This is a genomic window from Micromonospora sp. CNZ299 (genome assembly GCF_002754415.1).
The window spans coordinates 6,568,437-6,594,490 of sequence record NZ_PEFG01000001.1; the positions used below are offsets into that span (position 1 = coordinate 6,568,437).

21 protein-coding genes are annotated in these 26,054 nt (G+C 69.2%); 7 read left to right on the forward strand and 14 right to left on the reverse strand.

The genetic code is table 11. The features are described from left to right. Positions 1–87 precede the first annotated feature (87 nt). Together CLT68_RS29625 and CLT68_RS29630 are read left to right on the forward strand one after the other, a co-directional pair. A complete protein-coding gene (locus CLT68_RS29625; RefSeq protein WP_099855920.1) occupies positions 88–1,074 on the forward strand; it encodes an SEC-C metal-binding domain-containing protein in 987 nt (328 codons plus the stop codon). 127 nt (positions 1,075–1,201) lie between these two features. After that, positions 1,202–1,684, forward strand: coding sequence for a nitroreductase family deazaflavin-dependent oxidoreductase (locus CLT68_RS29630; RefSeq protein ID WP_099855922.1), 483 nt, complete (start codon positions 1,202–1,204; stop codon positions 1,682–1,684). Here CLT68_RS29630 and CLT68_RS29635 read toward each other — a convergent pair. From CLT68_RS29635 to CLT68_RS29675, 9 genes are all read right to left on the reverse strand, one after another. Continuing rightward, the gene (locus CLT68_RS29635; protein WP_099855924.1) at positions 1,665–2,069 is read right to left on the reverse strand and encodes a hypothetical protein; all 405 of its coding nucleotides are present in this window, start codon (positions 2,067–2,069) and stop codon (positions 1,665–1,667) included. The genes CLT68_RS29630 and CLT68_RS29635 overlap by 20 nt on opposite strands. Further along, positions 2,066–2,377: a hypothetical protein gene (locus CLT68_RS29640; RefSeq protein WP_099855926.1), complete on the reverse strand. Its 312-nt coding sequence runs from the start codon at positions 2,375–2,377 to the stop codon at positions 2,066–2,068. Before CLT68_RS29640 ends, CLT68_RS29635 begins: the two co-directional genes overlap by 4 nt. 78 nt (positions 2,378–2,455) lie before the next feature. Next, the gene (locus CLT68_RS29645; protein WP_099855928.1) at positions 2,456–4,684 is read right to left on the reverse strand and encodes a GmrSD restriction endonuclease domain-containing protein; all 2,229 of its coding nucleotides are present in this window, start codon (positions 4,682–4,684) and stop codon (positions 2,456–2,458) included. 40 nt (positions 4,685–4,724) lie between these two features. Further along, positions 4,725–6,224: an HsdM family class I SAM-dependent methyltransferase gene (locus CLT68_RS29650; RefSeq protein WP_099855929.1), complete on the reverse strand. Its 1,500-nt coding sequence runs from the start codon at positions 6,222–6,224 to the stop codon at positions 4,725–4,727. Further along, the gene (locus tag CLT68_RS29655) at positions 6,221–7,600 is read right to left on the reverse strand and encodes a restriction endonuclease subunit S (protein ID WP_099855931.1); all 1,380 of its coding nucleotides are present in this window, start codon (positions 7,598–7,600) and stop codon (positions 6,221–6,223) included. The genes CLT68_RS29650 and CLT68_RS29655 overlap by 4 nt, the downstream gene beginning before the upstream one ends. After that, positions 7,597–11,088, reverse strand: a complete 3,492-nt coding sequence (locus CLT68_RS29660) for a DEAD/DEAH box helicase family protein (protein ID WP_099855932.1) — start codon at positions 11,086–11,088, stop codon at positions 7,597–7,599. The genes CLT68_RS29655 and CLT68_RS29660 overlap by 4 nt, the downstream gene beginning before the upstream one ends. A gap of 206 nt (positions 11,089–11,294) precedes the next feature. Then, on the reverse strand, positions 11,295–11,744 hold the full coding sequence (locus CLT68_RS29665; RefSeq protein ID WP_099855934.1) for a hypothetical protein: 450 nt from the start codon (positions 11,742–11,744) through the stop codon (positions 11,295–11,297). Positions 11,745–12,089: 345 nt separating this feature from the next. Beyond that, a complete protein-coding gene (locus CLT68_RS29670; protein WP_088949318.1) occupies positions 12,090–12,353 on the reverse strand; it encodes a DUF6244 family protein in 264 nt (87 codons plus the stop codon). Positions 12,354–12,518: 165 nt separating this feature from the next. Continuing rightward, complete coding sequence (locus tag CLT68_RS29675) at positions 12,519–12,737, reverse strand: winged helix-turn-helix domain-containing protein (protein WP_099855935.1); 219 nt, start codon at positions 12,735–12,737, stop codon at positions 12,519–12,521. Between the two features lie 337 nt (positions 12,738–13,074). Here CLT68_RS29675 and CLT68_RS32990 point away from each other — a divergent pair, with 337 nt between their 5' ends. From CLT68_RS32990 to CLT68_RS29690, 4 genes are read left to right on the forward strand one after another with little or no spacing between them, the layout of a single operon-like run. Next, entirely contained in the window at positions 13,075–13,230 is a 156-nt protein-coding gene (locus CLT68_RS32990; RefSeq protein WP_158240966.1) for a hypothetical protein, read from the forward strand. Next, positions 13,227–13,844 carry a hypothetical protein gene (locus CLT68_RS29680; protein WP_099855937.1) on the forward strand — a complete coding sequence of 206 codons (618 nt, stop codon included), beginning with the start codon at positions 13,227–13,229 and terminating at the stop codon, positions 13,842–13,844. The genes CLT68_RS32990 and CLT68_RS29680 overlap by 4 nt, the downstream gene beginning before the upstream one ends. Next, the gene (locus CLT68_RS29685) at positions 13,838–14,398 is read left to right on the forward strand and encodes a hypothetical protein (RefSeq protein WP_099855939.1); all 561 of its coding nucleotides are present in this window, start codon (positions 13,838–13,840) and stop codon (positions 14,396–14,398) included. The genes CLT68_RS29680 and CLT68_RS29685 overlap by 7 nt, the downstream gene beginning before the upstream one ends. 6 nt (positions 14,399–14,404) lie before the next feature. Continuing rightward, complete coding sequence (locus CLT68_RS29690) at positions 14,405–14,962, forward strand: hypothetical protein (protein ID WP_143743292.1); 558 nt, start codon at positions 14,405–14,407, stop codon at positions 14,960–14,962. A gap of 134 nt (positions 14,963–15,096) precedes the next feature. Here the strand turns inward: CLT68_RS29690 and CLT68_RS29695 are convergent, their stop codons facing one another. Beyond that, positions 15,097–17,886 carry an ABC transporter permease gene (locus tag CLT68_RS29695; RefSeq protein WP_158240967.1) on the reverse strand — a complete coding sequence of 930 codons (2,790 nt, stop codon included), beginning with the start codon at positions 17,884–17,886 and terminating at the stop codon, positions 15,097–15,099. A gap of 125 nt (positions 17,887–18,011) precedes the next feature. Between CLT68_RS29695 and CLT68_RS29700 the strand changes: the two genes are divergently transcribed. Further along, positions 18,012–18,731 carry an ABC transporter ATP-binding protein gene (locus tag CLT68_RS29700; RefSeq protein WP_099855944.1) on the forward strand — a complete coding sequence of 240 codons (720 nt, stop codon included), beginning with the start codon at positions 18,012–18,014 and terminating at the stop codon, positions 18,729–18,731. 15 nt (positions 18,732–18,746) lie between these two features. Here the strand turns inward: CLT68_RS29700 and CLT68_RS34030 are convergent, their stop codons facing one another. The 4 genes from CLT68_RS34030 to CLT68_RS29720 form a co-directional block, all read right to left on the reverse strand. Then, on the reverse strand, positions 18,747–19,673 hold the full coding sequence (locus CLT68_RS34030; RefSeq protein WP_486482379.1) for a hypothetical protein: 927 nt from the start codon (positions 19,671–19,673) through the stop codon (positions 18,747–18,749). Positions 19,674–19,675: 2 nt separating this feature from the next. After that, positions 19,676–22,207: an FtsK/SpoIIIE domain-containing protein gene (locus CLT68_RS29710; protein ID WP_099855946.1), complete on the reverse strand. Its 2,532-nt coding sequence runs from the start codon at positions 22,205–22,207 to the stop codon at positions 19,676–19,678. Positions 22,208–22,305: 98 nt separating this feature from the next. Then, positions 22,306–25,002, reverse strand: coding sequence for a type 1 periplasmic-binding domain-containing protein (locus tag CLT68_RS29715; RefSeq protein WP_486482380.1), 2,697 nt, complete (start codon positions 25,000–25,002; stop codon positions 22,306–22,308). 127 nt (positions 25,003–25,129) lie between these two features. Beyond that, entirely contained in the window at positions 25,130–25,927 is a 798-nt protein-coding gene (locus CLT68_RS29720; protein WP_099855948.1) for an SGNH/GDSL hydrolase family protein, read from the reverse strand. Positions 25,928–26,054: the final 127 nt, after the last annotated feature.

A 26,054-nucleotide genomic window follows, 5' to 3' on the forward strand; every position in this document is an offset into this window, starting at 1 on the left:
GGGCGGTTCGCCGCCCGGGCTCCACCATGTCCGGGAGTACGCTGGCCGCTTCCCCGTCCACCACTCGCCGCTCTTCAGGATGCCCACATGCCCGAGTTGCTGACCACCGACCGCATCGAGGAGATCGGCTCCCTGGGCTTCGAGAGCCCGGACCCGGCCGCGCTGGTCGCCGAGCTGGTGGGCGCCGTCGACGAGGGGCGGGTCGCCGACCCCGACGACACCGCGTACGCCCTGCTGGTCGCCGCGGACATCCTGGAGCAGGCCGGCGACCTGGCCGACGCGCTCGCGCTGGCCACCCGCGCCATCGCCGAACAGCCCGACGAGGACGCGTACGCCCGCTCGGTGCGCGGCGGTCTGCTGCTGCGCCTCGGCCGCTCCGACGAGGGCATGGCCGAGCTGACCGCCCTGCGCCCGCTGCTGGAGACCAACCCCAACGCCACGTACCTGGTCGACGAGCTGGCCGAAGCCGGCCAACCCGAGCTGGCGCTGGAATGGCTGACCGGGGCGCTCGACGCGATCCTGGAACGGACCCGCAACCAGCAGCACGAATCCGAGGACGCCCAGGACGAGGCCGCGGCCATGATCTACGGCCTGACGCAGCGGCGGCACAACCTGCGCGAGGAGATGGGCCTCCCGCACGACGAGTACGACAACCTCGCCGACCGGCTGCGCGCCGCGAGCGACCACGCGCTCGACGCACTGGACGAGGGCCCCGCGACGCTGCTGTTCTGGCCGCAGGCGGAGTTCGGCGCGCTGCTGCTGCGCTGGCCCGCCCTCGCCGACAGCTACCCCGCCAGCTGGGACGAGCACCGCGCTCAGACCGAACGCGCCCTCGTCGACGCATCCGGGCTGGGCGGCGCCGACCTGGGCGTGGTCGTCGGCTCCGTCGCCGGGTTGTCGGCCTTCGCCGAACGCGAGGGCAGCGACCCCACCGACGAGGAAACCCAGGACGAGTACGCCGACTCGCTCACCGGCCCCGACCTCAGAGCCTGGCCGCCCGGGCGCAACGACGCCTGCTGGTGCGGGTCCGGGGCGAAATACAAGAAGTGCTGCCTGCCGCGCTCGCGCGGATGACCCCCTCGGTCCTGGCCCCACGCAACTGGAGGCCAAGTCCCGTGAAAGCCTGATGCCGGTGAGTCATCTTGATGACTCACCGGCCTGCCCTCCCCCAGCGGACAGGCCCGATGAAGGAGGCGAAGCGATGACCGCGCAGGAGCAGCACGAAACGATCGAGGACAGCCCGGTCGGCTGGGTGGCCAAGCACATCCAGCGGTACGTCGAGACCGACGGCGCCGACGGCGGCACCTACCACGGCGTACCGTCGCTGCTGCTCACCACCCGCGGACGCCGCACGGGCGCCCTGCGCCGCACCGCTCTGATGTACGGCCGCGACGGTGACAACCACCTGCTGGTGGCGTCCAACGGAGGCGCGGACAAGCACCCCGCCTGGTACCTGAACCTGAGCGCCGACCCGGTGGTGGAGATCCAGGTCGGCCCCGAGCGCATCGCCGGTCGGGCCCGCACGGCGACGGGCGAGGAGCGGGCCCGGCTGTGGCCGGTGATGACGAAGGTCTTCCCGACGTACGAGCGCTACCAGAAGGGCACCGACCGCGAGATCCCCCTCGTCGTCATCGAACGCGCGCCCCGGAACCCTCGGCGACCCTCTAGGCAGGAAAGCGGATGACCGGGAGGTCACCGCCGTCGCCGTACGCCTTACCCTCGCCGGTCAGCACCGAGGCATCGTGCTCCAGGACAGCCATCACCGCAGCAGCAAGGTCAACGCGACCAGTGACCAAGCGCCAGTACGCCAACTCCTGCCAGTCCTCACCCCACGTCGGCAGCACCGCGCAGGCGGGACGTTCGAGCAGTCGGTGCAGCACCGTCCGATCACCCGGATCGTCCACCACGGCCAGCGCCTCGGCCACGACCACCGCCGGCACACCGAACCGGACCCCGTCCTGGGCAACCTCGTGGATGGGTTCGGCGACATCCATGGACCCGGCCACGTAGGCGAGCAACGCGGACCGGTCCAGTATCAGCCGGACCGACGGCGCCTCGGGAGTCGTCATGCCGCTGGGGCCTGGCTGCCGGAGCCGTCGAGCATCTCCGCTGCCGCGCGGCGCGAACGGTCACGTAGTGCGGCGCGTCGACCAGGCGACCATTCCTGCTCGACCTGAGCGCGTCGGGCCCTGGCACGGGCCTGTCCCTCCGCCGTCACGGTCATGCCTCGGCGGGCCAACTCGGCGTCGAGATCCTCAGCGCGCATCCGTGCCCGAATCGTGTCGACTACGTACGCGCTGGCGTTGGGCTCACGCTCCAGGCGCTCGGCCACGTCCTGCGGAAGCGAGAACGACTTCTTGCTCACCGATCCGGTCATACCAGGGAGCCTACCGAATCGCACCACCAGTCGTTAACGACACGAGCACGTTGCTCGGATCGGACTGAGCGAGCACCCCTACGTCGCCACCTCAAGCAGGCCACGCGACAACGCATCCGCCCGCACATCGTGCAGTGGCGTCAGGCCGTCGCCCCGCCGCACCTTCCATGCGCTCCAGCCGTTGATTGTCGGCTTACCGGTGGCAGTCGACCCGGCCGGGGAGGGTGACTCGAACGCTTCCCCGCTCTCCAACTCGATTTGACCGGCTTCATTCACATGCGCGAGGTAACGATCGCGCTTGTAGGTGAGAACCAACTCCTCACCAACGCTGAGCGCCCCGACAGTGACAAGTCTTGCGACGGTAACGCCACCGAAGTGAGCCCGGGTACGTCTGGCTACGGCGGCAGACACGCGCTGAGCAGGGACAGCGACGGGAACGTCGCTCTGCTCGACCACCTGCCGCGCGACAGTGGGCGGCAGGTTGAAACCGAGCCGCTTCGGGTCCCAGACGATCTCGCATAAGCGCTCGTAGAGCTGCTGTCGCAGCTCGATGGCTGACATGTCGAACCTGGCCACCGGATGGAAGATCTTCTCCAGCCGATATTTTTTGATCACTCCCTCCGTGAAGGGTCGGTTACGTTCCTGGGTAGCTTTGTGCAGCGACGCCGCGAGGTGATTCTGGCCGCGGTACCATTCGATTTTCTGCTCATACGGGGCGTCCTGATAGCTGGCGTTATGAGACTTCCTGAGCAGCAGCAGTGCGCCGATCCGATTGCGCTGCACCCGGAAGACCGACTCGGTCTTAACCTCGGGCTGGTGCCGTTCGAACTTGTTCGCCCAAATATGTTCGATCTCGAACGGCTCATCCTTGTCGAGATACCGGGCGATCTCGTTCGGTCGGCCACACTCGGTCTCCACGAAGGCCGTCAGTCGTGCGAGCAGGTACCTGACCTGAGATCGGTTGTCCGCTCGCAGCCCGTACCGCTTGACCCCGATGAAGTCGACATCCAGCTCAGCTATGCGCCGCCCCAGCACCTTCGCGACAGCGTCGATGTCCGGGCAGGCGCGAAGATCGAGAATCACCGGCAGGACGTGGGTGTCCAGATCATCCGGCTTTCCGATCCGGTTGTTCACGGCCATCCGGACGAACACCAAGTCGAGGTAGGCGGCAACCAGGAACGCCTTCTCTCGGAACTGGGCGTCGGTGTCGTCAGGGTCGATCGCGGCCAGCAGGAACGGCATCTGGTCGATCTCGTTCCTGGCATTATGAAACAGCGGTTCGAGACTGGGCTCCAGGACGCTCGTCGCCGCGTGCAGTGAGGCGTACCGCCCGGAGAGGCGCGCCAGATCGTGTTCAATGAAGCGCGCGAAATCCGGCGCAAAATTCAGATTCATTCGACGCGAAGCATTCTCCTGCACCCAGCCGTGGAACGATACCGTGATGTCGGAGACCTCCTCGGCGCTCTGTGCGTACCGGCCGATGAGCAATGCTTGAAGAAACTTTGCAGCTGCCTGCGGGGCGTGATTGTCGACCCTGGCCAGGATGCCACCCCACGCCTCCCCCAACCGGGGCAGGTTGTGGCCGTTGCTGGCGCGTCGCAACAGGAAGCTCTTCAGAAGATCAGCGGGACCGAGCTGTACCCCCCGGTCATTCATTGTCTCGAAGATCTCCCAGCCCTGCCGGCGATTGTTGGCGTTGATGCCGACAAGGCAGACCCGGTTGAGCAGCCAATGGATGAAAAGCGGCAGGGCTTCGTCGCGGACGGATTCCGGCAGCAGCCCGTCAAGCTCGTGGCTGCGTTCATGAAGGTTCTTGACCGACGGGCTCGCGTCGGCGGGCAACGAGAACGGCTTGTCTTCGAAGATCGCATCAAGGACAGGGGTCCGCTCATCGGAGCGGATCGCGTAGGCCCGCTCTCCGAATGAGCTGTCAGCGATGAGCGGCTCCAGGGCACCGACGTCGCCCCGATACTCGGGCCGCTCTGCCTCCACCGCGAGCCGGCGCAGATGCAACAGCAGCAGGTGCAGCGTGGTAATCCGTTGCTGTCCGTCGACAAGTGACGCCACCTCGTCGTCCTGGTAGTAGACAAAGGGCCCGAGGAAGTACGGCCGATAGTGGCGCACCGCGCGCCGTTCATGGCCAGGCATCCAGTCTTCAGCGAAGTGGTCAGTCAGGTCGTCGATCAGCGCTTTGACGTCCTTCCGGCCCCAGCTGTACTCACGCTGATACGGATCAAGCCGGAATTTTAAGAGGCTGAATAGCTCCTTGATCGTGAAGCCGTCACCACGAATGGGAGAGTCGGTCATGCCACCACCTTCGTCGCACCAGCACTACGGAGCGGACAAGTTAGCTCGGATTCGGCTGCACCTTCGACGCGGTCAGGGCTTCCGCGATGGCTGCGAACTCCCGTAGCGCCGCTTCCAGATCCTCTACGATCTCCTGGGCGATCACTTCCGGCGGCAGTAGTGCGTCGGCGTTCTCAAGGGAGGCGTCCTTGAGCCAGGTGATGTCGAGGTTCACCTTGTCGCGGGCGATCAACTCCTCGTAGGAGAACGCCCGGAACCGCTCGGTCTCGACCCGCTCGGCGCGATCCTTGCCCGGCAGGTAACAGTCGACGAAATCCTGGAGGTGTTCGCGACGCAGTGGGTTCTGCTTGAGCGTGAAGTGCTGGTTGGTGCGGAAGTCGTACACCCAGAATTTTTGGGTCCACGGCTCCTCGCGGGCGCGCTTGCGCTCAAAGAAGAGCACGTTGGCCTTCACCCCGCCGGCGTAGAAGATGCCGGTGGGCAGGCGCAGCATGGTGTGCAGGTCGTACTGCTTGAGCAGCCGGCGGCGGATGGTCTCCCCAGCGCCGCCCTCGAAGAGCACGTTGTCCGGCAGGACGACGGCGGCCCGTCCGTCGATCTCCAGAAGCGATGCGATGTGCTGGACGAAGTTGAGTTGCTTGTTGGCGGTGGTGGCCCAGAAGTCGTTCCGCTCGATCTCCCGTTCTTCGCGGGTGGAGCGGCCATCTTCGCCGACCATCCGGATCGAGGAGCTGCGGCCGAACGGCGGGTTGGCGAGGACCAGGCTGTAGCGGCGGTCCGGCTCCCTGCCGAGCGCGTCCCTGATCGCGATCAGAGAGTCGCCGCTGGGCGTGCCGATGCCGTGCAGCAGCATGTTCATCGCGGCCAGTCGAGCGGTGCCGTCGACCAACTCGGTACCGCTGATTGCACCGTTGGCGAGCCGGCGCCGCTGATCCGGGGTGAGCTCAGCGCCGTAGTGCCGCTGAATGTGGTCGAACGCGGCGAGCAGGAACCCGCCCGTGCCGCAGGCCGGGTCGGTGATCGTGTCGTCGGGGGTGGGCTGCATGCAGTCGACCATCGCGGCGGTCAGTGCGCGCGGGGTGAAGTACTGGCCGGCACCGGACTTGGCGTCTTCGGCGCCCTTGGCCAGCAGTTCCTCGTAGGCGTCACCCTTGACATCGACGCCTGCCTGCGACCACTGCTCCTTGTCGATCAGGTCGACGATCAACCGCTTAAGCTTCGCCGGGTCCTGGATCTTGTTCTGCGCCTTGCGGAAGATCGTGCCCAGGGTGCCGTCTTCCTTGGCCAACTCGGTGAGGATCCGCCGGTATTGCACCTCCAGAGCGTCAGCCTCCGCATCAAGCAGCGTCTGCCAACTCAGCTCGTCGGGCACGATCTGCTCCGGTCGAATCGGCCGGTTGGCCCGCTCGTCGGCCATCTTAAGGAAGAGCAAGAACGTCAACTGCTCAACGTAGTCGATCGTCGAGACGCCGTCGTCGCGCAGCACGTCGCAGTAGTTCCACAGCTTCTGCACCAACCGGCGCGAATCCACAGTGCTCACAGCGGCAATGCCTCCTGCTGGTAGTTGTCGCCGGTCACCCTGGTCGGCGGTGCCGCCAGCTCCCTTTTATTAAGCGGAGGGCGCCTCTTCTGCTTAGGTGGTGCGGCTGCCCGTTCGGCTCGGATGCGTGCGAGTAGATCCGACGCCGGCTCGTCGTTGGGGTTCTGCGGCACCAGCCGCCCCACGAACGCTGTCGATAACAGCGAAGTTCGCAACTGGGCCGCACGCTTCGATGCGGTCAGCAATGCTGCACGCAACCGTTGTGTTTCCTCGGCTGCCGCCTGCCACCGAGCAATGATTCGGTCCTGTTCATCGAGCTTCGGCACGGGAATCGCGACGTCGGACAGTATGGCCTGGTTGACCTTGTAAATGCCGGCAGTAGTACGCGCCGACCGCTCGATTTGGTGACGCACATGAGGCGAATTCCAAACGAGTGCCAAAAATTCGGGCCTAATCGCAGATTTATCCACCCGAACTCGAATTAGGGTGTCCGGGAAGGCGACAGGGTCGGGATCTTGAGATACCAGCCCTCCACGCCCAACCAGTCGAAGTGATCCATTTCCTCGGCTTACTAGAAAATCGCCTCGATGTACCAGGTACTGCCGCGCCTCGCCGAGGCTCCACGCACCCGATTTGCGCTCCGATAAATCAATCTCATCGCCACGCAACGCGGTCAGGCGAAGCACCGGGAAACCACCGGCCTGAGTAGGCACCGACCTGCCATTGATCATCTTCTCGGTGAGAAGTGCGCCCAACTTGCGCTGATCAAGCAGGCTTGAACCTAACAGGGTCTTCATTAAGGCCCTGCTCAACGAATCGAGCCGCGCGCTGCTCCCGGCAAGGTTCGCTACACCTGCGTCGAGACTGAACAGGGCATCTTCAAGAGCGTTGACGATGCGCCGCTGCTCGGCGAGTGGTGGCAGCGGGATGGGCAACTGTCGGAGCTGCTCCTGCGGGAGATGTTTGATGGTACTTCCGGTCGCCCAACTTGCCAGGACTCCTCGCGAAGTGAGGTATTCGAGGACATAGCGCAGATACTGCGGATCCATGCACCCGAGTGGGCGAACCCGGTGTAGGGCCTTCTGAAATGCCATGTACTCATCGCCGCCGCGCCAGATGGCGCAACGCCCGATCTCACCGCCTTCACAGACGAGGAGATCCCCGTCTCGAACCCGGAAGCGCTCCTCCTGATCAGGCGGCACGTCCATAGTCAGCACGTCGACCTGATCGATGCGACCCCATTGAACGTTTACGTTACGAAGGTACGGACGTAGATGCCGCCCGGTGCCCTGGCCTCGGTCGAGCATCTTGCCGAGGGACGTGTCCGCGATCTCCCCAAGCGTTGTCTCCGTCCAGCCGGAGGGTAGTTCGGTCACGCGGACAGCTCCTGGTTCAGTTCGTTGAGTAGCGGCTCGGCGCGCTTCCCGAACGCACCGGCGAACCCGTCGATCCCACCTCGCTCACTGAACGGCGCGCCCTCCAAGTCGTCCGGGGTGATCTCCACGCTGACCGCTATCACGTCCTTGATCCTCTCCAACCACCACGCCTGATCGGCAGTGAACGTAGCGCCCGCCTGCTCCTGCCGGAGCAGCCACCCACGGAAGCGCTCCTCGACGAGACTGCGGTACGGGCGCAGCTCCTGATCCAGCCCCAACTCATACCGGATGAGGCTGACAAGATCCGTCACTCCCCTGCTGCCCGCCGAATCCGCGGTGCGGCCGAGCAGCACGTACGACTTCCACAGCGATTCCGGCGTCCACGCCTGCGGCGGCCGGGCAATGCGCGACGCCAACTCCTTGAGCTGGTCGTACCCGACCCGTCCCCGCCCCTCGAAGAAGACCTGCAAGGCGCTGATCTCGTCGCGGTGTTCCTCCAGATAGTCGTGCCAGCTCTTCACTGTGACCTGGGCGCGTTCCTCGGGCGGCACCCCGGCCGCCGAGATCAGCTTGTCGGCGTTCACCTCGTCGATGGTGATGTCGTGCGCGCGGCGGATCTCCAGGATGCGTTCACGCAGCGGCGGGTTCGCTGCGAGCGGGCGCAGCGCGCCGGCCAGCAGGTCGCGTACGGCGTCCGGGCCAGCTTCCTTGGCCGGGTTGAGCTGTTCGGGCGCGACCGCGTCGACCAGGCCCCGCACGATGCCGGTCAGTGGTTGGTCGGCGAGATCGGCCAGTTCCGCCCGCTCGTCGTCGGTCAACTGCTGTTCCAGCCGGGCCAGCCGGGCGGCGAGCGTGGCCACCTCGTCCGGGTCGGCGGTCAGCGTGCCGGCCTTCTTCAGCAGGTCGCGCAGCGAGATCTGCCGTTCGGTGTGGCGTTGCAGGGGCACCGCCTCGTCCAGGTCCGCTTCGGTGACACCGACCGCATCGACGATGACGAACCGGTCCTTGACCTCAGCGTCGGGCGTGACAGCCTGGAACTCGGCGGCGTCGATCGTGCGAGCGCCACGACCCTTCATCTGCTCGAAGTAGGTGGCGCTGCGTACCGGGCGGAGGAAGAACACACACTCCAGAGGCCGGACGTCGGTGCCGGTGGCGATCATGTCGACGGTCACCGCGATGCGCAGCTCCGGGCTGTTGCGGAACGCCTGGATGAGGGTGTCCGGGTTGTCGCCACTCTTGCGGGAGGCGTACGTGATCTTCGCGGCGAAGTCGTTGCCCCGCCCGAAGACCAGTCGGACCATCTGCACGATCTCCTCGGCGTGGTTGTCGTCGCGGGCGAAGATCAGCGTCTTGGGCACGGTCTTCCGCCCGGGGAAGATCTCGGTGAAGAGGCGTTCCCGGAACGTGTCCAGCACCAGCCTCAGCTGGCCCTTCGAGATCACCGAGCGGCCGACCTGGCTGCCGCCGTACGTGAAGTCGTCTTCCAGCTCCTGATAGCGCTCGGCCCGGGTGCGCCGGTCGCGCAGCGGCACTACGGTGCCGGCCTCGATGTCGGCGCCCCTCTCGGTGATCTCCGTCTTGATCCGGTACACGTCGAAACTGACGTTGACCCCGTCGGCGACCGCCTGCTCGTAGGTGTACTCCGAGACCAGGTTCTGCTGGAAGAAGCCCAGCGTCTGCTTGACCGGCGTGGCCGTGAGCCCGACCACGAACGCGTCGAAGTACTCGATGACGCCTCGCCACTTGCCGTAGATCGAGCGGTGGCATTCGTCGACCACGATCAGGTCGAACGTCTCCGGCGGAAAGCGCCGGTTGTAGGCGACCTCGGCCGGCTCGTTCAACTCGTAGTCGTCGTACGCCCGGTCATCGAGATCCACGTCCGGCAACTCGTCGCCGCGCAGTGCGCCGTAGAGCCGCTGGATCGTGGAGATGACCACGGCGGAGGAGTCGAGCATGCCGGTGCCCGAAAGCCGGTCGACGTTGTGCAGTTCGGTGAACTTCCGTCCGTCGTCCGGGGTCTGGTAACCCGCGTACTCGCGCAGGGTTTGCTTGCCGAGGTTGTTGCGGTCGACCAGGAATAGGATCCGCGCGGCGCGGGCGTGCTTCAGCAGCCGATAGCTACTGGTGACCGCCGTGAACGTCTTGCCAGCGCCCGTGGCCATCTGGATCAGCGAGCGCGGCCGATCCTCGGCGAGGGAGCGTTCCAGCCCATCGATCGCATCCACCTGAGCAGGACGCAGGCCGAGTCGGTCCAGCGCCGGCATCCGCCGCAGCCGCGCCCGCAACGTCGGTGCCGCCGGGTCGTCGTCGGCCTCCCGCATCCACCGCGCGAACGTCTCGGGCCGATGGAAGGCAAAAACCTCACGGGTACGCGGGAACGGGTCGAGCCGGTTGACGAAGGCGGTCTCGGTTCCCGTGGCGACGTAGCCCAAGGGCAGCGGATCGTCCCGGCGCCATGCGGCGAGCTTCTGCTCGGCGGTGAGGCCGTTGAGGTAGCGGTCGAGCTGCGCTTCGACACCGCGCGGTGCAGTCCCCTCCCGCTTGGCTTCGATCACGCCGACCAGCCGCTGGTTGACGTAGAGCAGGTAGTCGGCCCGGCCAGTCGCCAGGGTCACCTCCCGCACGGCGATGCCGGTGCCCGCGTAAAGGTTGATCTGGCTCTCGTCCTGCACAACCCAGCCGGACGCGCCCAACTGCCGGTCGATCTCGACACGGGTCTGGATCTCGTTGAGCGGTTCGTGCGAGGCACGACGGGCACGGGCGATGAACTCCTCGCGCCGAGCGGCCGAGACCTTGGCCGTCGCCTTGCTGTCCAGCGCCGCTTGCTCCGCCTCGGCCGCCGACTTCAGACTCGCGACCAGCACGGCTGCCTGATCGCGGCGGGCATCGGCATCGCGGACGGCGCGATCCGCCGCGACCATCGCCTCCGCCTTGGCCTGCGCCAACGACGCCTTGCCCTCCAGCAGAAGCTTTGTCTGCGCCAGCTCGTCCTTGTAGCGCTGGATCTCGGCATGGAGCCCGTCGGCGATGCTCAGCGACACCTGCTGAGGCGGCGGGGAGGGCGGCACGAAACCGAGCGGCGCGCGGTCGCCGGTCAAGGCCCGATGAAACCAGACGCCCAGCTCAAATCCAGTACGCAGCATGTCCAGCGCCGCGCGAACCTCGCCCAGATGATCGTGTACGGCCTTGTTGCCCTGATCGCGGAGCCGGTCGAACGCTTGGTAGATCTCTGGAACGAGGGTGCCGTCTGCGTAGAGCGCCTCAACCCGGCGGTAGAAGTTGTTCTGCTGCGGCCTTACACCGGTACGCCGGACGAGATCCTTGGCCATCTCGTCGCCGAAGGCGCGAATCTTGAACATTGCCGACTGGGCGTCGACATAGACGAGCAGCTCTGCACCAGCGCCGTACCAGACCAGCAGCGGGTGTTCCTTGAGGAACCCGAAGTTGGCGGACTGCTCTGCCAGACGTCGTACCTGTCGAGGATCCACGACACTCCACGTGGCTAGCCTGCGGTGAACACGTCAGGATAGGGACGATCACCGCTGGGCACAGCCCGCACCACGCGCGGTGACAGCTTTCCGACAGCAACAACCTGATCGGCTGACCAGGCTATCGGCGGCCGAGCCCGAACCAGCAATCCCGAACGCCTCGGCCACACCGGTTAGGCCAGGAGCCCCACCGTGCTGTCGCTCAGTCAGCGTCCGGCCGCCTCAATTGCCGCCTCCGCCTTGTCCAGGTAGTTGAACCACCACTGTCCCTCAGGCATCGGTCGCGCCGAGAGCAGGCTTCCTGCGACGACGAACGCCAAGACCACAACGTCCTCGGGCGACAACCGCTCAGTCAATGACCTACCCGCTACGACAGCGTTCATGAAGAGAGCCGCTTCATCTGAGGTGACAGACGCCCACGCCTCCATCCGGCCGATCTCCTCGGCCAACACATCGACCTGCTGAGGTGTGGGCCGGGCACCATGCATGTCGATGAGGACGAAGCCCGAGACTGCGACCGCCAGCGCAAGAGCCGCTTCCTGGGCCGACTCGTCGGGGAACGACTTCAGCGCCGCGTCAAACTTCTCCAGGTCCCGCTTCACAACCCAGTGAAGGGTGTCTCGGACGCGCTGCTCGGTGCCTTCATCGATCTTCATCGCGACTCCCCTGTTGTCGATGCTTGGCCTTCCACGCCTTGTAAGCGCCCGCCGTAGCCACGCCTGCTATGAAAACGCCGCCAATGGCTTTAGGTACGAGCGGCAGAAACTCGACGAACGTAGCCCAGGCAGTTGAAGCAAAGGAACCACCTAAAGCGATGGCCTCAGGGCTTACCCGCTCTCTGCGCCTTGGGCTCGGCGCCTCCGCAGCACTCCGATCCCGGAACGCAGCAGACAGACCATTGGCGGTGGGTGTAGCAGGTGATGCCTGGGTTGGGACTGCGGGTCGCAAGGTGACGCCGGCTGCTGCGGGTGGTTGGTGGGTTGTGCTACCACCACCCGTGGTCAGTTTCCCAGCGCTCGAACCTTGGCGATTGTCTCCTGGACGTGCTGCTTGGCCGGGTCGCCACCCTGGGATGCCTGTGCCAGTGCCTGGCGGTACGCATCGATCATGCCGACCAGTGGGCCGGCTGCCACGCCTTCCAGCGCACCGGCCACGAGTGCCCGCGCCTCGGCCGCGTCCTGGGCTGCCGCTGCCGTCTTGGCCTTCGCCTCGTCCAGCTTCTGCGACGCCGCCGCCAGCCTCGCGATGATCTGTGCTGCGCTCACGCGCGCCTCCCCCGTGGTCGACCATCGCCTCCACCACCGCACCGGCGGAGACCACATGGGAGCGTACGAGATCCGCGCACCGAGCGCGACCGCATGATTGCTCTCACGTCACGACAAGAGCAGCAGATGCCTCAAGAATTCAAGCCGTGCGAGGGATCGGCCTAATCAGCGCTCAGCGACGAACACGCCCAGTCCGTGAACACCTTCGACGAGGCCCTGGGTTTGTAGGACGAGAATCGCCTGCCGCACCACACCGGCCGAGACGTCATGCTCAGCACGAAGCTGAGAGGTGGACGGAAGCTTGTCCCCTGGAGCGAGTTCACCGGACGCGATCTGCTCTCGGATATGGTCCGCGAGCTGCGCCCATTTGGGCTTGGCGGGCATTTCGTCTCCCTGGTCTGCACCGCCATTTGATCACACCCGACTAGTCAGGACAAGAACGGACTACTCTGTCGTTGACTTGTATAGACTAGTGTGACAAAGTTCGAATCGACCGGCTCCCTGGTCTGCAACCCGGAGCTGGTTCGTTCCCACCGCGCAGAGAGCGCCCGGCCGGTCGGTCCCCCCGTTCGGCCGGGCGTGCCGGGGCGTGCCCGCACGCCGTCCTGGCGCACAAGCCATGACCAGCAAGGAGACGACCCGACGGGAGCCCCCGATGCCCGATCGACCCGACGAATCCCCTACTGACCCAGCATCCCCATCCAAGCAGCGCCGTCGCCTCGTGTCCGATCAGGACATCGAGGATGCCGACGACGTTCTGTTTGCCCATCCACCACGTGTGGTGCGGCGCTGGCTGTGCGAGTGCGGCGTGGACTACCCCTGCGCCGATGTGCGCTTCGCCCTCCTGGTCAAGTCCAGCGCTGAGGCGGGCGAATGAGCATCGACACCGCGGACGACCTGCGTGCCGCATGGTTGGCCACGATCTCCGCCGCCGACCGCGCCGGTGCGCACCTGCACGGGGCCGGGCCGCGCGGCCGGCGGCTGCCCTGGCAGGACGCGGTCACGGAGTGCTGGCGTGCGCTGAGTTTGGTCTACGCCGGCTTGGCCGCGGACCGGAGTTCGCCGGGAGGCTCGGCCGGGGACCTGCTCGCCGGCCTGCGTGACGCTCGCGTCGACGCCGACCGGGCCGCCACGTTGGCTGCCCGTGTCCGGTGGCGGTTGGGGGCGGCTGAGGACCGGCTGCGGCGTACCCGAATCGTGGCGGACGCGGTCGCGGCCCGGCACGTCGCGGCGGCGATCAGCCGGTTGGACCTGGTCGGTGCCCGGCTCGCGGTCGGCAGCTGCCGGATCGACCGAACGGTCGCGGCACTGACCGGTGAACCGACGGCGCCGCCCCGGCCCACCAGCCACCGCAACGCCGATAGCGACAGCGCCGAGCTGATTGCCCGCGGCTGTCACGCGGCGAGCGTTCTGGTGACCAGGCGGTACCGATTGAGCAGGCCACGCCGACACAGGAGCGCACTCACAATGATCAGGGAGCGACGATGGTGACCGATCCACACGCGGCGCTACGGGGTCTGCTGACTGGTCGGCTGCGTGGCCACGAACGGCGGCTGCGCCGGTTCACCGAGGCGGACTGGCGGCGGTACGCCGATCTGCTCGCTGGGGCGCTGCTGGTGGCGGTGCGGCGACGGTTCGTGGCTGGGCAGGATCGGGCGCCGGTGATCCGGTTCGTGGCGTCCGTCCGGGAACGTTACGACGCCACCGGGCGTGACGTCGATCCCGTGCTGGCTGAGGCGCTGGTCTGGGCGGCGCTCGGTGAGCGTCCGCCGGTGCCCGACGACGCGGCGGCGGTCGTCGCGCGGACGGTGTTGCTGCTCGGTCTGCTCGAAGACGAGGGTCTCACCGACAGCGAGCGCGACGGCATTCTCGCCGCTGCCGCGCACGCTGCTGACGACTCAGCGCCCGGTGTCGAACGGCGGCAAACAGGCGGAAGTGACCAGCAGCAGGGACCGACTTCGCGGGACAGTGCCGGGGCGGGCAGCGTCATAGACTCTGCTGCCGGCAGCCAGGAGAACGGTCCGGGCATGCCGCTGGAGGAGTGACGCGACGTGGCACCTCAAGGGAACCCCGCGAGCCCCACCGGCCGTCGTCGCCGGGCCAGGGCCATCGTGCTGTCGGGCGGGCTCGTGGTGGTTCTGGCCCTCGTGCTCGTAGCCGCCCACTCCACCGGTGACAGGTGGGGCATCCTCAACAGTTCCCGGTCGTCTTCCTCGACACCGCCCGCGCCCACGGCGACCGCGGAATCACGGGCACAGCTCGCCCGGGCCTGCATCGCGCAGACCAAGGGCGAGGAAGCCGTGGCGTACTTCCACCGGGACATCCCCGCCGACCGGTGGGGCGACCCGGTCCGCGGCACCGCCTCGGCGAGCAGCGAGCCGTTCGTGCTGTGGCTCTTCGACGACGATTGCGAGCCACACAAGGCGCTCGACGTGCCAGCGCGGACCAGTCGTACGTTCAAGGCGCAGGTGGGTCAGGTCTGGTCCTACACGGAAGCGTCCGCGGGGCAACCGACCGGCGGCCGCACCTGTCGCGTCTTTGGCCTCTCGAACAGCGGCACCGAGCAGAGATTCAGCGACAGCGGGCTCCTCACCTACCACGCGGAGTAGACGAGCGGTCCTCCTGCGGACCGATCGCCGTTCGGAATCTGACCTGACCGCAGAACAACCACAGCTGGCGCGCGGGATCCGCAGAAAACGCAAGCTGGGTCAGCGGACCGGGCTCGCCTGCATGAAGAACCTCGTCACTCATCGGCCAGGTCTCTGGCAGGCATGCGACGGACCAGGACCGCAGGCAGCAGTCCGGCGGTCGCGGCGAGCAGTACGCCGAAGCCCGCAGTTCCGGCAGCGACGAGGAGCATCGCCGGGGTGATACCGCCAGCGAAGAAGGAAATCGCGACGAGCGCGACCCCGCCACCGGTAACACCACCGAGCATCCCGATGACGAGCCCTTCCAGAGACACCAGGCGGACGAGTGCGCCGTCCGACCAGCCCGTCGCCTGCAACACGGCGAACTCTGTCGCCCTCTCCCGCACACCGAGATAGAGGACGTCCGCCACGGCGGCGACGCTGAACACGACCAGCCCGACCACGGTGACCCGGTCGATCTCCCGAACGGTCACCGACACCCCGTCACCGAGCACGGTGCCGATGATCCGACCCTTGAAGGTGAGGTCGACGGCGACAGCGAAGGTCAGCGCGGCCACGGCAATGGCGAGGCTCACCGCTGCGAGTGCGGTACGGCCGGGTACGCGGCGGGTGCCGGTCACCGCCATCCGAAGAATCGTCCGTTGCGTACCTGCTCGCACACTGGCCGCCGCCACGGCCGGCTGCAGGGCCGCCGCCGGGTAGGCGCCCGCGGCGCGCAGTGCGGGGACGAGTGCCGCGACAAGCGTCAGCGCGACGGCGACACCGAAGGCCACCGCGACTCGCGACCACGGCACCTCGATGCCGACCGCGGTGGCGACCGGAACGGTGAGCAGCCCAGCCGCGACTCCAGCGAGGGCACCCAGCAGGCCTGCCTCGCCGAGGATCAACCCGGCGAGGCGGTGCGCCGGCCAACCCAGGCAGGCGAGGGTGGCAAGCTCCCGGCGCCGGTCGCGCATTGCCGCCGACACCGCATTGCCGACGAACAGCACGCAGGTGATGAGCACCATGCCGAGCAGAACGCTGCTCTTACGGTCGACCGCCCGCACGAGCACCGCCGCGACGCCCTTCTCCGTCCACATCTCGTGCACGGTGAGCGAGGGGCGGCCGTACTTGCCGGCGGGCAGGACCAGCGTCTCCCGCGTCGCGGACGAGCCGAGGACGATATCCACATCGAGGCCCGTGCGTTCGGCGATCTCCTCGGCCACAACTCGGACGCGTTCCCGGCCGACAGCGTCGAACCGGTCGATCCCCGCCACCCGGACCCGGACGGCACTCAGCGGCGACTGAGCCTGCCCAGCATCGGCGCCACGGAGCAGGTCGGGCAGAGACATCAGGTTGGTGAGCAGTTGCGGAGGGGCCGCGACATACCCGGTGATGCTGCTGGTGGGCAGCAGGTTCTGGCCGCCGAGCGCGCTGCTCGAACGCCGGTCGCCTCCGCTCACGCTGGGTGCGACGAACGTTTCCATCGGCGCGCCGGTCAGCTCTCGTCCCTGGGTGACGACCAACGGGTCGAGTGCCCCCACGACTGTGCCCTCGACGACCAGTTCCTGGTCCGTCCGGATGTCGTCCCCGATCGCCCGCATAGCGGTGTCCAAGGCAAGGGGTGAGAACCGCTCGGTGTCAGCTGCGCTGCGCAGACGCTCTGGTGGGTCAGCGGGGCGCACCCGCAGCCCGTCGCCGTCCTGGTCGTACGACGGTGAAGTTACTGTCACCACGTCATGAATGTCGATGGTCTCGCCGCTCGCGGTGTTCGAGGCGAGCCAGTCGGCCCAGACGGTGCTCAGTGCTCTCCGCTCAGGCGGCAGCGCCGCACCGGCATCGACGGTGAGGCGGGCGAGTTCGGGTCGGTCGTCGCCCGCCCTGACCAGGCCCGGTTCGGGCAGGGCACTGATCGCGACCGTCATCTCCTCGTCACTGATGAGACGGTCGGTCGCCAGCATCGGCACGCGTGGCACCGGGTGCTCTCCACCGCCGGGCTGTGGTCGCTCATCCGCGTTCAGGTAGCGCCCCGAGGTCATCGCGCGGTTCAACCCGGACAGCCGGGCCTCCTGATCCGGGTCGATCGCCGCAGTCAACAATGAGAAGCGGGCGGGCTGCCTGACAATGAGCCGCTCCATGACCGGCAGGGCCCGCCCCCGGGTCAGCACCGTCGCGTCCCGGAACGTGCCGTCGTCGATCAACTGGTAAGCCCTGACCGCGTGGCTCACCGGGCTGCGGGGGTCGTCGCGGAGCCAGTCGCAGACCAGTTCACGGTGTCCGTCGCTGAGCACCTCCAGCGGAGGCTGGCTGGCTGCGGGACAGCGGCGGGAGACGTAGTCGGCCGACAGTTCGGTCCCGTCGGCGTACACGTGCACCTGCCGGTCGTTGATGAAGTCCCGCACCGGGATCAACTGATTACGGGTTACGTAGACGAAGGCAGGCGTGCCGGGCACGCGGGTCAGCCCTCGATCGGCGACCGTCTCCGGGGACAACCGCAACAGCTGCTGCCTGAGCCGTCGGTCGACCCGATCGGTGAGGTCCACCGGCAGGCCGAGATCGACGCTGACATAGCCGACCATGGCCACGGGTGCCGCAATCTCGACGCCATCAATAGCCTGGATGTTCCGCCACTGGCCGAGCGAGAGACCGCCGAACTGGCCGGAGAGGAAGTTGGGCCGCACCAGGCCCTGTCGCGTCTCCAACTCGCCCCGCGTCCCGGCCGGCCGGACCAGAATGTCGTACGTGGAGCGGTAATTGGCCTGCACAACGCCGACGGCTTGCAGTCGGGAGGCCGTCGTTGCCCCGGTGAGCACACAAAAGCCGGTGGTGGCCAACATGACGGCGCTGAGCACGGCGAGACTGCGGCCCGTGCGGTGCCGCAGTTGAGTGATGATGATGCGAAGCAAGGCGCGGTTCCCAACTGACGGGCTCAGGTTAGCGCGTGCACCGTGTGCGGGCTGCCCCTCGATGATCATCAGCCAGGGATCCGATCAGACTCCAACACACAGCCGGAAGAACAGGTGTCCCGCTCATGGCGATCGGTGCAGAGCAACCAGAGAAGGCCGGGGCATCGATCCGGGCGAGCCACCTGACCAGATCATTCGGCACCGGCGCCGCACGGATCGTCGCCGTCGATGACCTTTCACTCACCATCTCGCCAGGGGCGGTGGTCGCGCTCCGTGGTGCCAGCGGTTCGGGCAAGTCGACTCTGCTCCATCTGCTCGCCGGGATCGAGCGACCCGAGTCGGGAGGGCTCAACGTCGGTGGGGTCGACCTGGGCCGGGCCACCAGACGACACCTGACGCAGCACCGACGTCGGGTGGGGCTGGTGTTTCAGCGGTTTCACCTGCTCCCGGCCATGTCCGTCCTGGACAACGTCCTCGCACCCGTGATCCCGCTTCGGGTGTCGTTCGACGCGGTTGCGCGGGCGAGGGAACTGCTGGCCGCCGTTGGGCTGGCAGGACGCGAGTCTGCCGTGCCCACTCAACTCTCCGGCGGCCAGCAGCAGCGCGTGGCGGTGGCCCGGGCGCTGATCGGCTCTCCTGCGCTGATCCTCGCCGACGAGCCGACGGGCAGCCTGGACTCCACCACCGGGGCCGAGATCATGGACCTGCTGCTGCGGGTCGCTGCTGAGCGGTCCACGACGATGGTCATCGCCACGCACAATGAGGGTGTCGCCAACGCCTGTGACCACGTCATCACGATGCGCGACGGTCAGATCACGGTCGACGAGCCCGCCCAGTCGGCCTGACCAGCCCGGCGAGGGTCAGCGCAGGCCGCGGACCAGCAGCAGGTAGGCGCAGTAGGCCATCGGCACCAGCAGGAAACAGATCAGGAACCCGAGCGGCAGATAACGCGGCGGGGTGCCGGTGACCATCGCGGGTCGCCCCCACCTGCCCAGCACCAGGTACCCACCGAAGAACGCCACCGCCGGCAGCCCCGCGCAGATCCACGCGCCGAGCGTGAACCCGTCGACCATGCCGACGCCGGACGCCAGCACCAGGGCCAGCACGAGCACCCCGGCGGCAGCGCCGCACGCGGCGTAGACAGCGACCGCCCGCGCCAGCGGCGACCACGTCGGCAGGAGCGCCGGCCGCTGGGCCAGAAGCTCCGCCTGCTGTCCGTGCCGGTCGGCCTCGTCGGCCATCCGCCGGGCCAACTCCAGCTCCACCGCCGGGTCGACCGCCGCCGCGCGTTGCGCCGGCACCCCGACGCCCGCCGGGCTCACCGCAGTCGGCAGCGCCAGCCGCGCCTCCCCCGCCGGCAGCTGGGGGTACGCCCCGACCCCCGCCCGCCCCGGCACGCCGGCTGCGCCGTCGGATCCCCCGTCCCCCGATCCGGGTGCGGTGGAAGGGCCGGACCCGGCAGCGGACGAAAGGCCCGACCCGGCAGCGGTGACCGGACCAGCGCCGAACCCGGAGCCGGAGGCCGACCCGGAGCCGGACGGTGGGCCCGGCCAGCCGGCGGCTTCGGCCGGACTCCCTGGGGCAGAGCCTGCGGGTGGCTGGTCGACTCGGATCGATCGGCCGAGCTGGTCGAGGCGGTGCCCCTGTGCGGTCAGTCTCTGCTGGAGGTAGTCGACGGCGGCGTGCAGGTCACGGCGGCGCGCGGACTCGGTGGCGGCGTGCTGCTCACCGGCCCGGCGCTGCTCGGAGAGTTGTCGGGCCAGCGCCGCGTACTCCTCGAAGGACACTGTCACCGCTCCCCGTCCGGGTCGTGCCCGTCGCCGACGAACGGGACGATCAGCCGGGTGCGCTGGTCGTGCCGGTCGATCAGCAGCGCCCGGTCGGCGCGGGGCGTGTAGGTCAGGTCGTGCGTCCCGAGGTGCAGGGCCAGCTCGGCCCCGGGCACGTTGAGGGCGACCAGACAGGCCACGTCGTCACGGTTCTGGGTGCCGCCGAGGTCGTCGGCGAGCCGGCGCAGCCCTCGCCACCAGCCGAGCAGGTGCACGCCCTGCCCGGGGCCCTGGCGCAGCAGTGTGCGCAGGTCGTCCAGGCCGGAGCGGAACGTGCCCGGGTCGGTCGCCCCGAACACCGGCGCGGCGGCGTCCATGCCGAACACCACCAGGTATTCGCGGCCGGTGGCCCCGGCGGCCAACGTGGTGACCCGGTCGCGCAGCCCGGCCGCGTCGAGGCGGTGCACGGGGTGGCCGGCGGCCCGCAGGACCGCTTCGGTGTCGTCGGCGACCGGGTCGGCGACGGTGACCAGGGAGGCCAACTGGAACCGGGCGTCACCGGGGGCGTGCTGGCGGGCCAGGCTCAGCGTCGCGGCGCGCAGCACGTCCGCGCCGGTCGGTGCGGTGCCCACCACGGCGAGGTGCCGGCCGGGGGTGGTGTCCATCAGGAACAGGGCGGTGGTGCCATGCACGTCGACGGTCCGGCCGACCAGGGCCATCGGGCGCCGACCACCGGGGCGCAACCCGGCGAAGGTGGGGTCGTCCTCGACCCGTGCGACCTCGTACCCCTTGAAGACCGCCGGTGCCCGCGAGCCCGGCGGGCGGGCCTGCCACAGCTCGTGGCGCAACGCGGCGAGGTCCGCGGCGGCGGCGTGCGCGTCGGGGAAGCGCAGCACGGTGTCGGCGCCGACCGCGCCGGCGGCGGTGTTGACCACGGCGGAGCCGACCGGCAGGGCCGCGGCGGCGTCGTTGAGCTGATCGAGCACCCCGCCGCCGCCGGGCAGCGCCACCCGCAACGCGAACTGCCCGAAGATCGCCTCGGCCCGCCCGTAGAGGGCTTCGATGCCGGTCATGCTCTGGCTCGCCAGCACCAGGTGGATGCCGTACGAGCGGCCCTTGCGGGCCAGCTCCTCCAGCAGGTCCACGGATTCGCGAGCCAGCGCGTCGTTGCCGGCGAGCAGCACGTGGAACTCGTCGATGACCGCCACGATGCGGGGCAGCGGATTGTCCCGTGGCAGGTCGGCGAGCTTCGTGACGCCGTGGCGCTTCAGCGCGCCGGCCCGGCGTTGCGCCTCCCGGCGCAGCTCCCGCAGGACGGCGAGGCCGTACTCACGGTCGGATTCGATGCCGACGGCACGGGCGTGCGGCAGCCAGGACGGGTCCCGACCGGTGGGCACGAACTCGGTGAAGCTCACGCCCTCCTTGAAGTCGAGCAGGTAGAGCTGCAACTCGGCCGGGGAGTAGCGGGCGGCCAGCCCGTAGAGGACGTCGAGGAGGAAGACGGTCTTGCCCGCGCCGGTGCGCCCCCCGACCAGCCAGTGCGGGGTGGCGTCGTCGAACGCGAGCGTCAGGGGTGCGGTGCCGGCCCGGCCGATCACCGTCCGCAGACCGTTGCCGGCCGACTCGGCCCAGCGTCGCTCCGGCAGCAGGTCGGTGAAGGGCAGCGCGTCGGCGCGGCGGGTGGCGGCGCCGAGGTGCTCGGCGAGCGCGCGTACCGAGGCGGCCGGCGGGTCACCGTCGAGCACCACGGGTGCGGCGAGCCCGCTGCCGTCGGCGCTGAACGGGATGCCGGGCGGGTCGCCGACCTGCGCGTACCCCTGGTGGAGCCGGATCGCGGTGGTGCCACCCAGCGGCGGCGCGGTTTCGCCGGGCACCCGGGACGGGTGGCCGGTGAGCAGCACGCAGACGGCGGCGGCCGGGCCGGCGTGGGTGAGCGCGGCGAGCCGGGCCAGCTCACGCGGCGGTGGCGGGGCGGTGGCGACCACCACCAGGAGGTGCCGGCCGGCGGGCTGACCGTGCTGGGCGGCGCGGGCATGCTGCTCGGCGGCATCGAGCAGCGCGGCCACCTCGGCCTCGCTGGTGGCCGGCGGGTCGAGCACCCCCGCGTCGAGCAGGGGACGCAACGGGCCGAAGGTGGCGCCGAGCGCCGCGGTGTCGATGCCGGCGACCCGGACCTGACCGGGCGGTGCGGTGGCGACCAGCCGCAGCACCAGTGCCCGCAGCAGCCCGGCGACCCGGGGATCGCGGGCGTCGGTGTCCAGGGCCAGGTGGTGCCCACCGCCGAGGGGAACCAGCACCGGGAAGCCAACGTCCCAGATGGACGCCTCGCCGATCCGGACGGCCGCCGGCCCGTCGGTCAAGGGCGTGGCGCCCGGAGCGGGGGTGGCCAGGGCGCCGCCGAGGCGGGCGAGGCGGGTCACCAGCGCGTCGATGCCGGCCGGGGCGACGGCAGCCGGTGCGGTGCCGAGCGCGTTGCGGGCGGCGTCGAGGTGCGCGCGGGCCGCCCGGTGGGAGTTGATCGCCTGCCCGTACGCCGACGCGAGCCTGCCCACCCTCTGCCCCCAACGCCGACGGCCGCCTGGTCCCAGGAACCCTAACGGACAGCGGTGGCACCCGGACAGTCCTGCGAGGACGTGTCACGCCGGACCCGTCAGGCAGGGCCGCACGGCACGGGGTCGGGCGCGTCGGCCAGCCCACAGCGGAACACCTCCACCGGCGCCGTCGCGACCTGCGGGACCTGCTCCACCCGCAGCAGGGCCAGCCGTTTGTCGACCGGCTCGCCCGACTCGGGCGTGAACCGGATCAGCCCGGCCACCCCCCGGTAGCCCTGGCCGGCGTTCTGCCGGAGCACCTCCGCGTGCACGGCGACCGGGTTGACCGACGTCGGCTCCCACCGTTGTCGCGGGTCGGCGTGGTGCAGCCGGGCGGCGAGGCTCTCCACCGCCCGGATCATCATCATCGCCGCGTCGTAGGCGAGGCTGACCCGCTCGCCGACCTGGTGCCCGGAGTCCGGCCGGCAGCGCGGCGGGTCCAGCAGGTCGTCGGCCTGGATCCAGGACAGGAAACTGGCCCGGGCGTCGTCGCGGCGCTCCTCGGCGACCCGCAGCGCCGCGCAGGTGGCCAGGGATGCCTTGGAGACGTACGTGACCGGCAGGTTGCCAGGGGCGGCGGCGCGCAGCCCGGGGTTGGCCATGTAGCGGTTGACCGAGTCGTCGGCGACGAGGTGCCGGGGCGGGTTGCCCCCGCACTCGCGCAGCGCCCGCAGGAAACCGTCGAACTCCGTCCAGCGGCCCGCGTAGAAGAGCAGGCCGGGGTAGCCGCACTCGTCGGTCAGCCGCTCACCGGTGCTCCACTCGTCGAGGCGCGTCATGCGGGCGCCGAACCGCTGCCGCAGCCCGTCGACGAGGGTGCCCACGTAGAGGTCCTCGGTGAGTGAGCTGCCCTCCAACGTCGTGTAGTAGACGTGTGCCTCGTCGACCTTCAGCACCTGCTGGGCGTACGCGTCGACCATCTCCACCTGGTCGGTGTTGGGCGCGGAGATCTGCAGGTAGAGGCGGGAGTTGGCGTCCATCCGGTCGGCGGAGAGCGTGGGTGCCAGCACCGGCAGCCCGGCCTTGTGCAGCTCGCGCAGCGCTCGGGCGGTGCTCGTCCGGCTTTCCACCAGGCCGACCACCCCGACCACCGTGGGGTCGTCCGAGGCCAGCTCGGCCAGCATCGACACGGCCCGGTCTGCGTAGATCATCTGCTTGCCGCCGTTGGCCACCACGATCCGCAGCAGCGCGGCGCCGTCGGCACCGGCCGACTCCTTCAGCAACGCGTACTGGGCGGTGGCCATGCCTTCGAGCTCCTCGCGCTCGGAGACGTAGGACTCCTCGTCGGCGCGGGTCAGGTTGCCGGTCAGGGTGCCCAGGTAGACCAATGTCAGGAAGGGCCGGCGTCGTTCGCTGCGCTGCCAGACCTCCTCGGCGGCGCGGTTCTGCGCGAAGATGCGCTGCTGGATCTTTCGCAGACCCTCCTGACCGGGGTCGTTGTTGAACACCTGCGCGGCGCTGTCGCTGTAGCCGACACACTCGCCGCTGGCGACCACCTCGACCGAGACCCGACCGCCGGTCAGCGACGGGTGACACCCCGGCGCCCACCGGCTGCCCGCCCACACACCGAGCGCGGCCACCAGCACCAGGCACAGCGCCGCCGGCAGGAAGCGCCGCGACCACCAGGGCGGGTCGGGCGCGGAGAACGGTCGCATGCCGCCACGCGACGGCGGGCCGGTGTCGGAGTCGTCGGGGCGCAACGCCACCAGCCAGGCGGCCGGGCGGCGCAGCCGCCGCATCTCCGGCAGCGCCTCGGCCCACTCGTCGTACGCCTCGTCGGCCTCGGTCAGCGGGTGCGGCTCGGGGAGTTCCGGCGGTGGTTGCCCGCCGGACACCACGATGAGCAGCGGGTCGTTGCGGCCCGTCTCGGTGCGGACGTCGCCGATCAGGCGGACCAGTTCGCCACCGACGTTGCCGGGGGCGACGTGATTGATCAGCAGCGCCGGGTACGCGGTGCGCCGCCAGTCCGACGGGCGCCACGGTCGACGCCGGTACGCCTGCCGCAGGTCCTCCAGGAACGCGTGCAGCAGCAGCTTGTTGACCTGGTCGGGTTGCTCGCCGTCGCGCCACCCGGCGGTGAGGCGTTCGGCGAAGCCGAGGAAGGTGACCGACTGCCGGGGCGCCAGGTACTGCTGGCGCATGAACCAGTTGTAGTGCCGCCCGAGCACCGGCACCCGGCCGGAGACGGCGGCCCGGAAGACCACCCCCGGCACGGCGCGGCGGACCACCCACAGCAGCACCTGCGAGACGATGCTGACCGCGTCGCCGCCGGTGGGCAGGGCCTCGGGCGTACGCGGGCCCCGGCGGTCGCGCAACCGTCGGACCAGGGCCGCGCGGCCGTCGTCGGCGTCGATGCCGAAGCTGAGGCTCTGGTGCATCAGCCAGTCGGCGAGCGGGTAGTGCCGGAAGCGCAGCCGGGCGGCGCCGAACGCCTCCAGGGAGAGCTGCCGGTGCAGTTCGCGCAGCAGCGCCGGCACGTCCCCGGCGCCCGGTGGCGCGTCGGCGTCCAACACGGCGTGCGGCACCCGCCGCCGGGCGCCCTGACCGAGGAAGCGGCGCAGCGACACCATCAGATCCGCCGTGTCGGAGCGGACCAGCCAGACCAGCGGCAGCCGACGGTCGCCGCGACGGGGTCGCCGCAGCAGCCGTGCGAGCAGCGCGAAGAACTCCAGCCCGCCAGCCGGCAGTCGCTCGCGCCCGGTGGCCGCCTGCCGCTGGCCGATCAACTCCTGCTTGGGCACCTCGGACCGTCGCACGCGTCACCTCCGATTCCACCCAGTGTGACGCATCGGGTACAGACGCGGGGCCGGCCGACGGCCGAGTGCCCACAGGGGACGCTCGGCCGCCGGCCGGTGGGTTCTGGCGGTGCAGTGCCGTTTCGCTCTAGCCGGTGACAGCGTTCAGCGCGGGCAGGTATCCGTAGCGGTAGCCGTCGGCGTCCGGGTGGTACGCCTCGATGATCCCGGAGATGTCGTTGATCCACGGGTCGCCGGCGCAGACGCCGTGGCCGGCAAAGTTGCGCCGGGTGTCGGCGAAGGTGGCGCCGGCCGCGCTGGCCCGGCCAGCCGTGACCGAGGCGAGCACGTCGGCGGCCTCGTTGAGGATGGTGCGCTTGTAGGTGCTCATCGCCAACCATCCGCAGGAGGTCGTCTCGAACAGCCGCGGGTAGCCGAGGACGATCAGCCGGGCGTTGGGTGCCCGGCTGCGGATGGCGGCGTAGGTGGCGTCCAGCCGGGCGGGCAGGGTCGTGGTGGCGAAGGTCTTCGCGGTGTTGACGGCGTTGGTGCAGGACGAGGTGCTGCCGAACCGGCAACTGGTGATGACGTTGACGAAGCCGGCGTCGTTGCCGCCGATGGTGATGGTGACCAGGGTGGTGCTGGCGCTGAGCGCGCTGACCTGGTCGTTGAGCACGTCGGCGGTGACCGCACCGCCACAGGCCCGGAAGTTGAAGCTGGTCACGCCGTGGGCGGCCGCCCAGAGCGGGGCGTACGACTTCTGGCTGCGCAGGCAGCCGGACGAGTCGTACGGGCCGGCGCCGACGCCGGAGGAGTACGAGTCGCCGAGCGCGACGTAGTTGACGGCGGCGGCCTGCGCGGTGCCGGGAACGAGCACGGCGCCGAGGGCGGCGGCGCAGAGGGCGACCAGTGCGGCCAGGGCGCGGGCGAGTGGACGGTGGGGCATGACGGACCTCCACAGAACAGGGGGTGGTGGGATCCTGCGACCGCGCGCGTGGCCAGGGGTGGGTCTTTTGTTACTAGCCGGTAATGCTATCGAAACATGTGCATCAATGGAATAGCTGGACGACGCC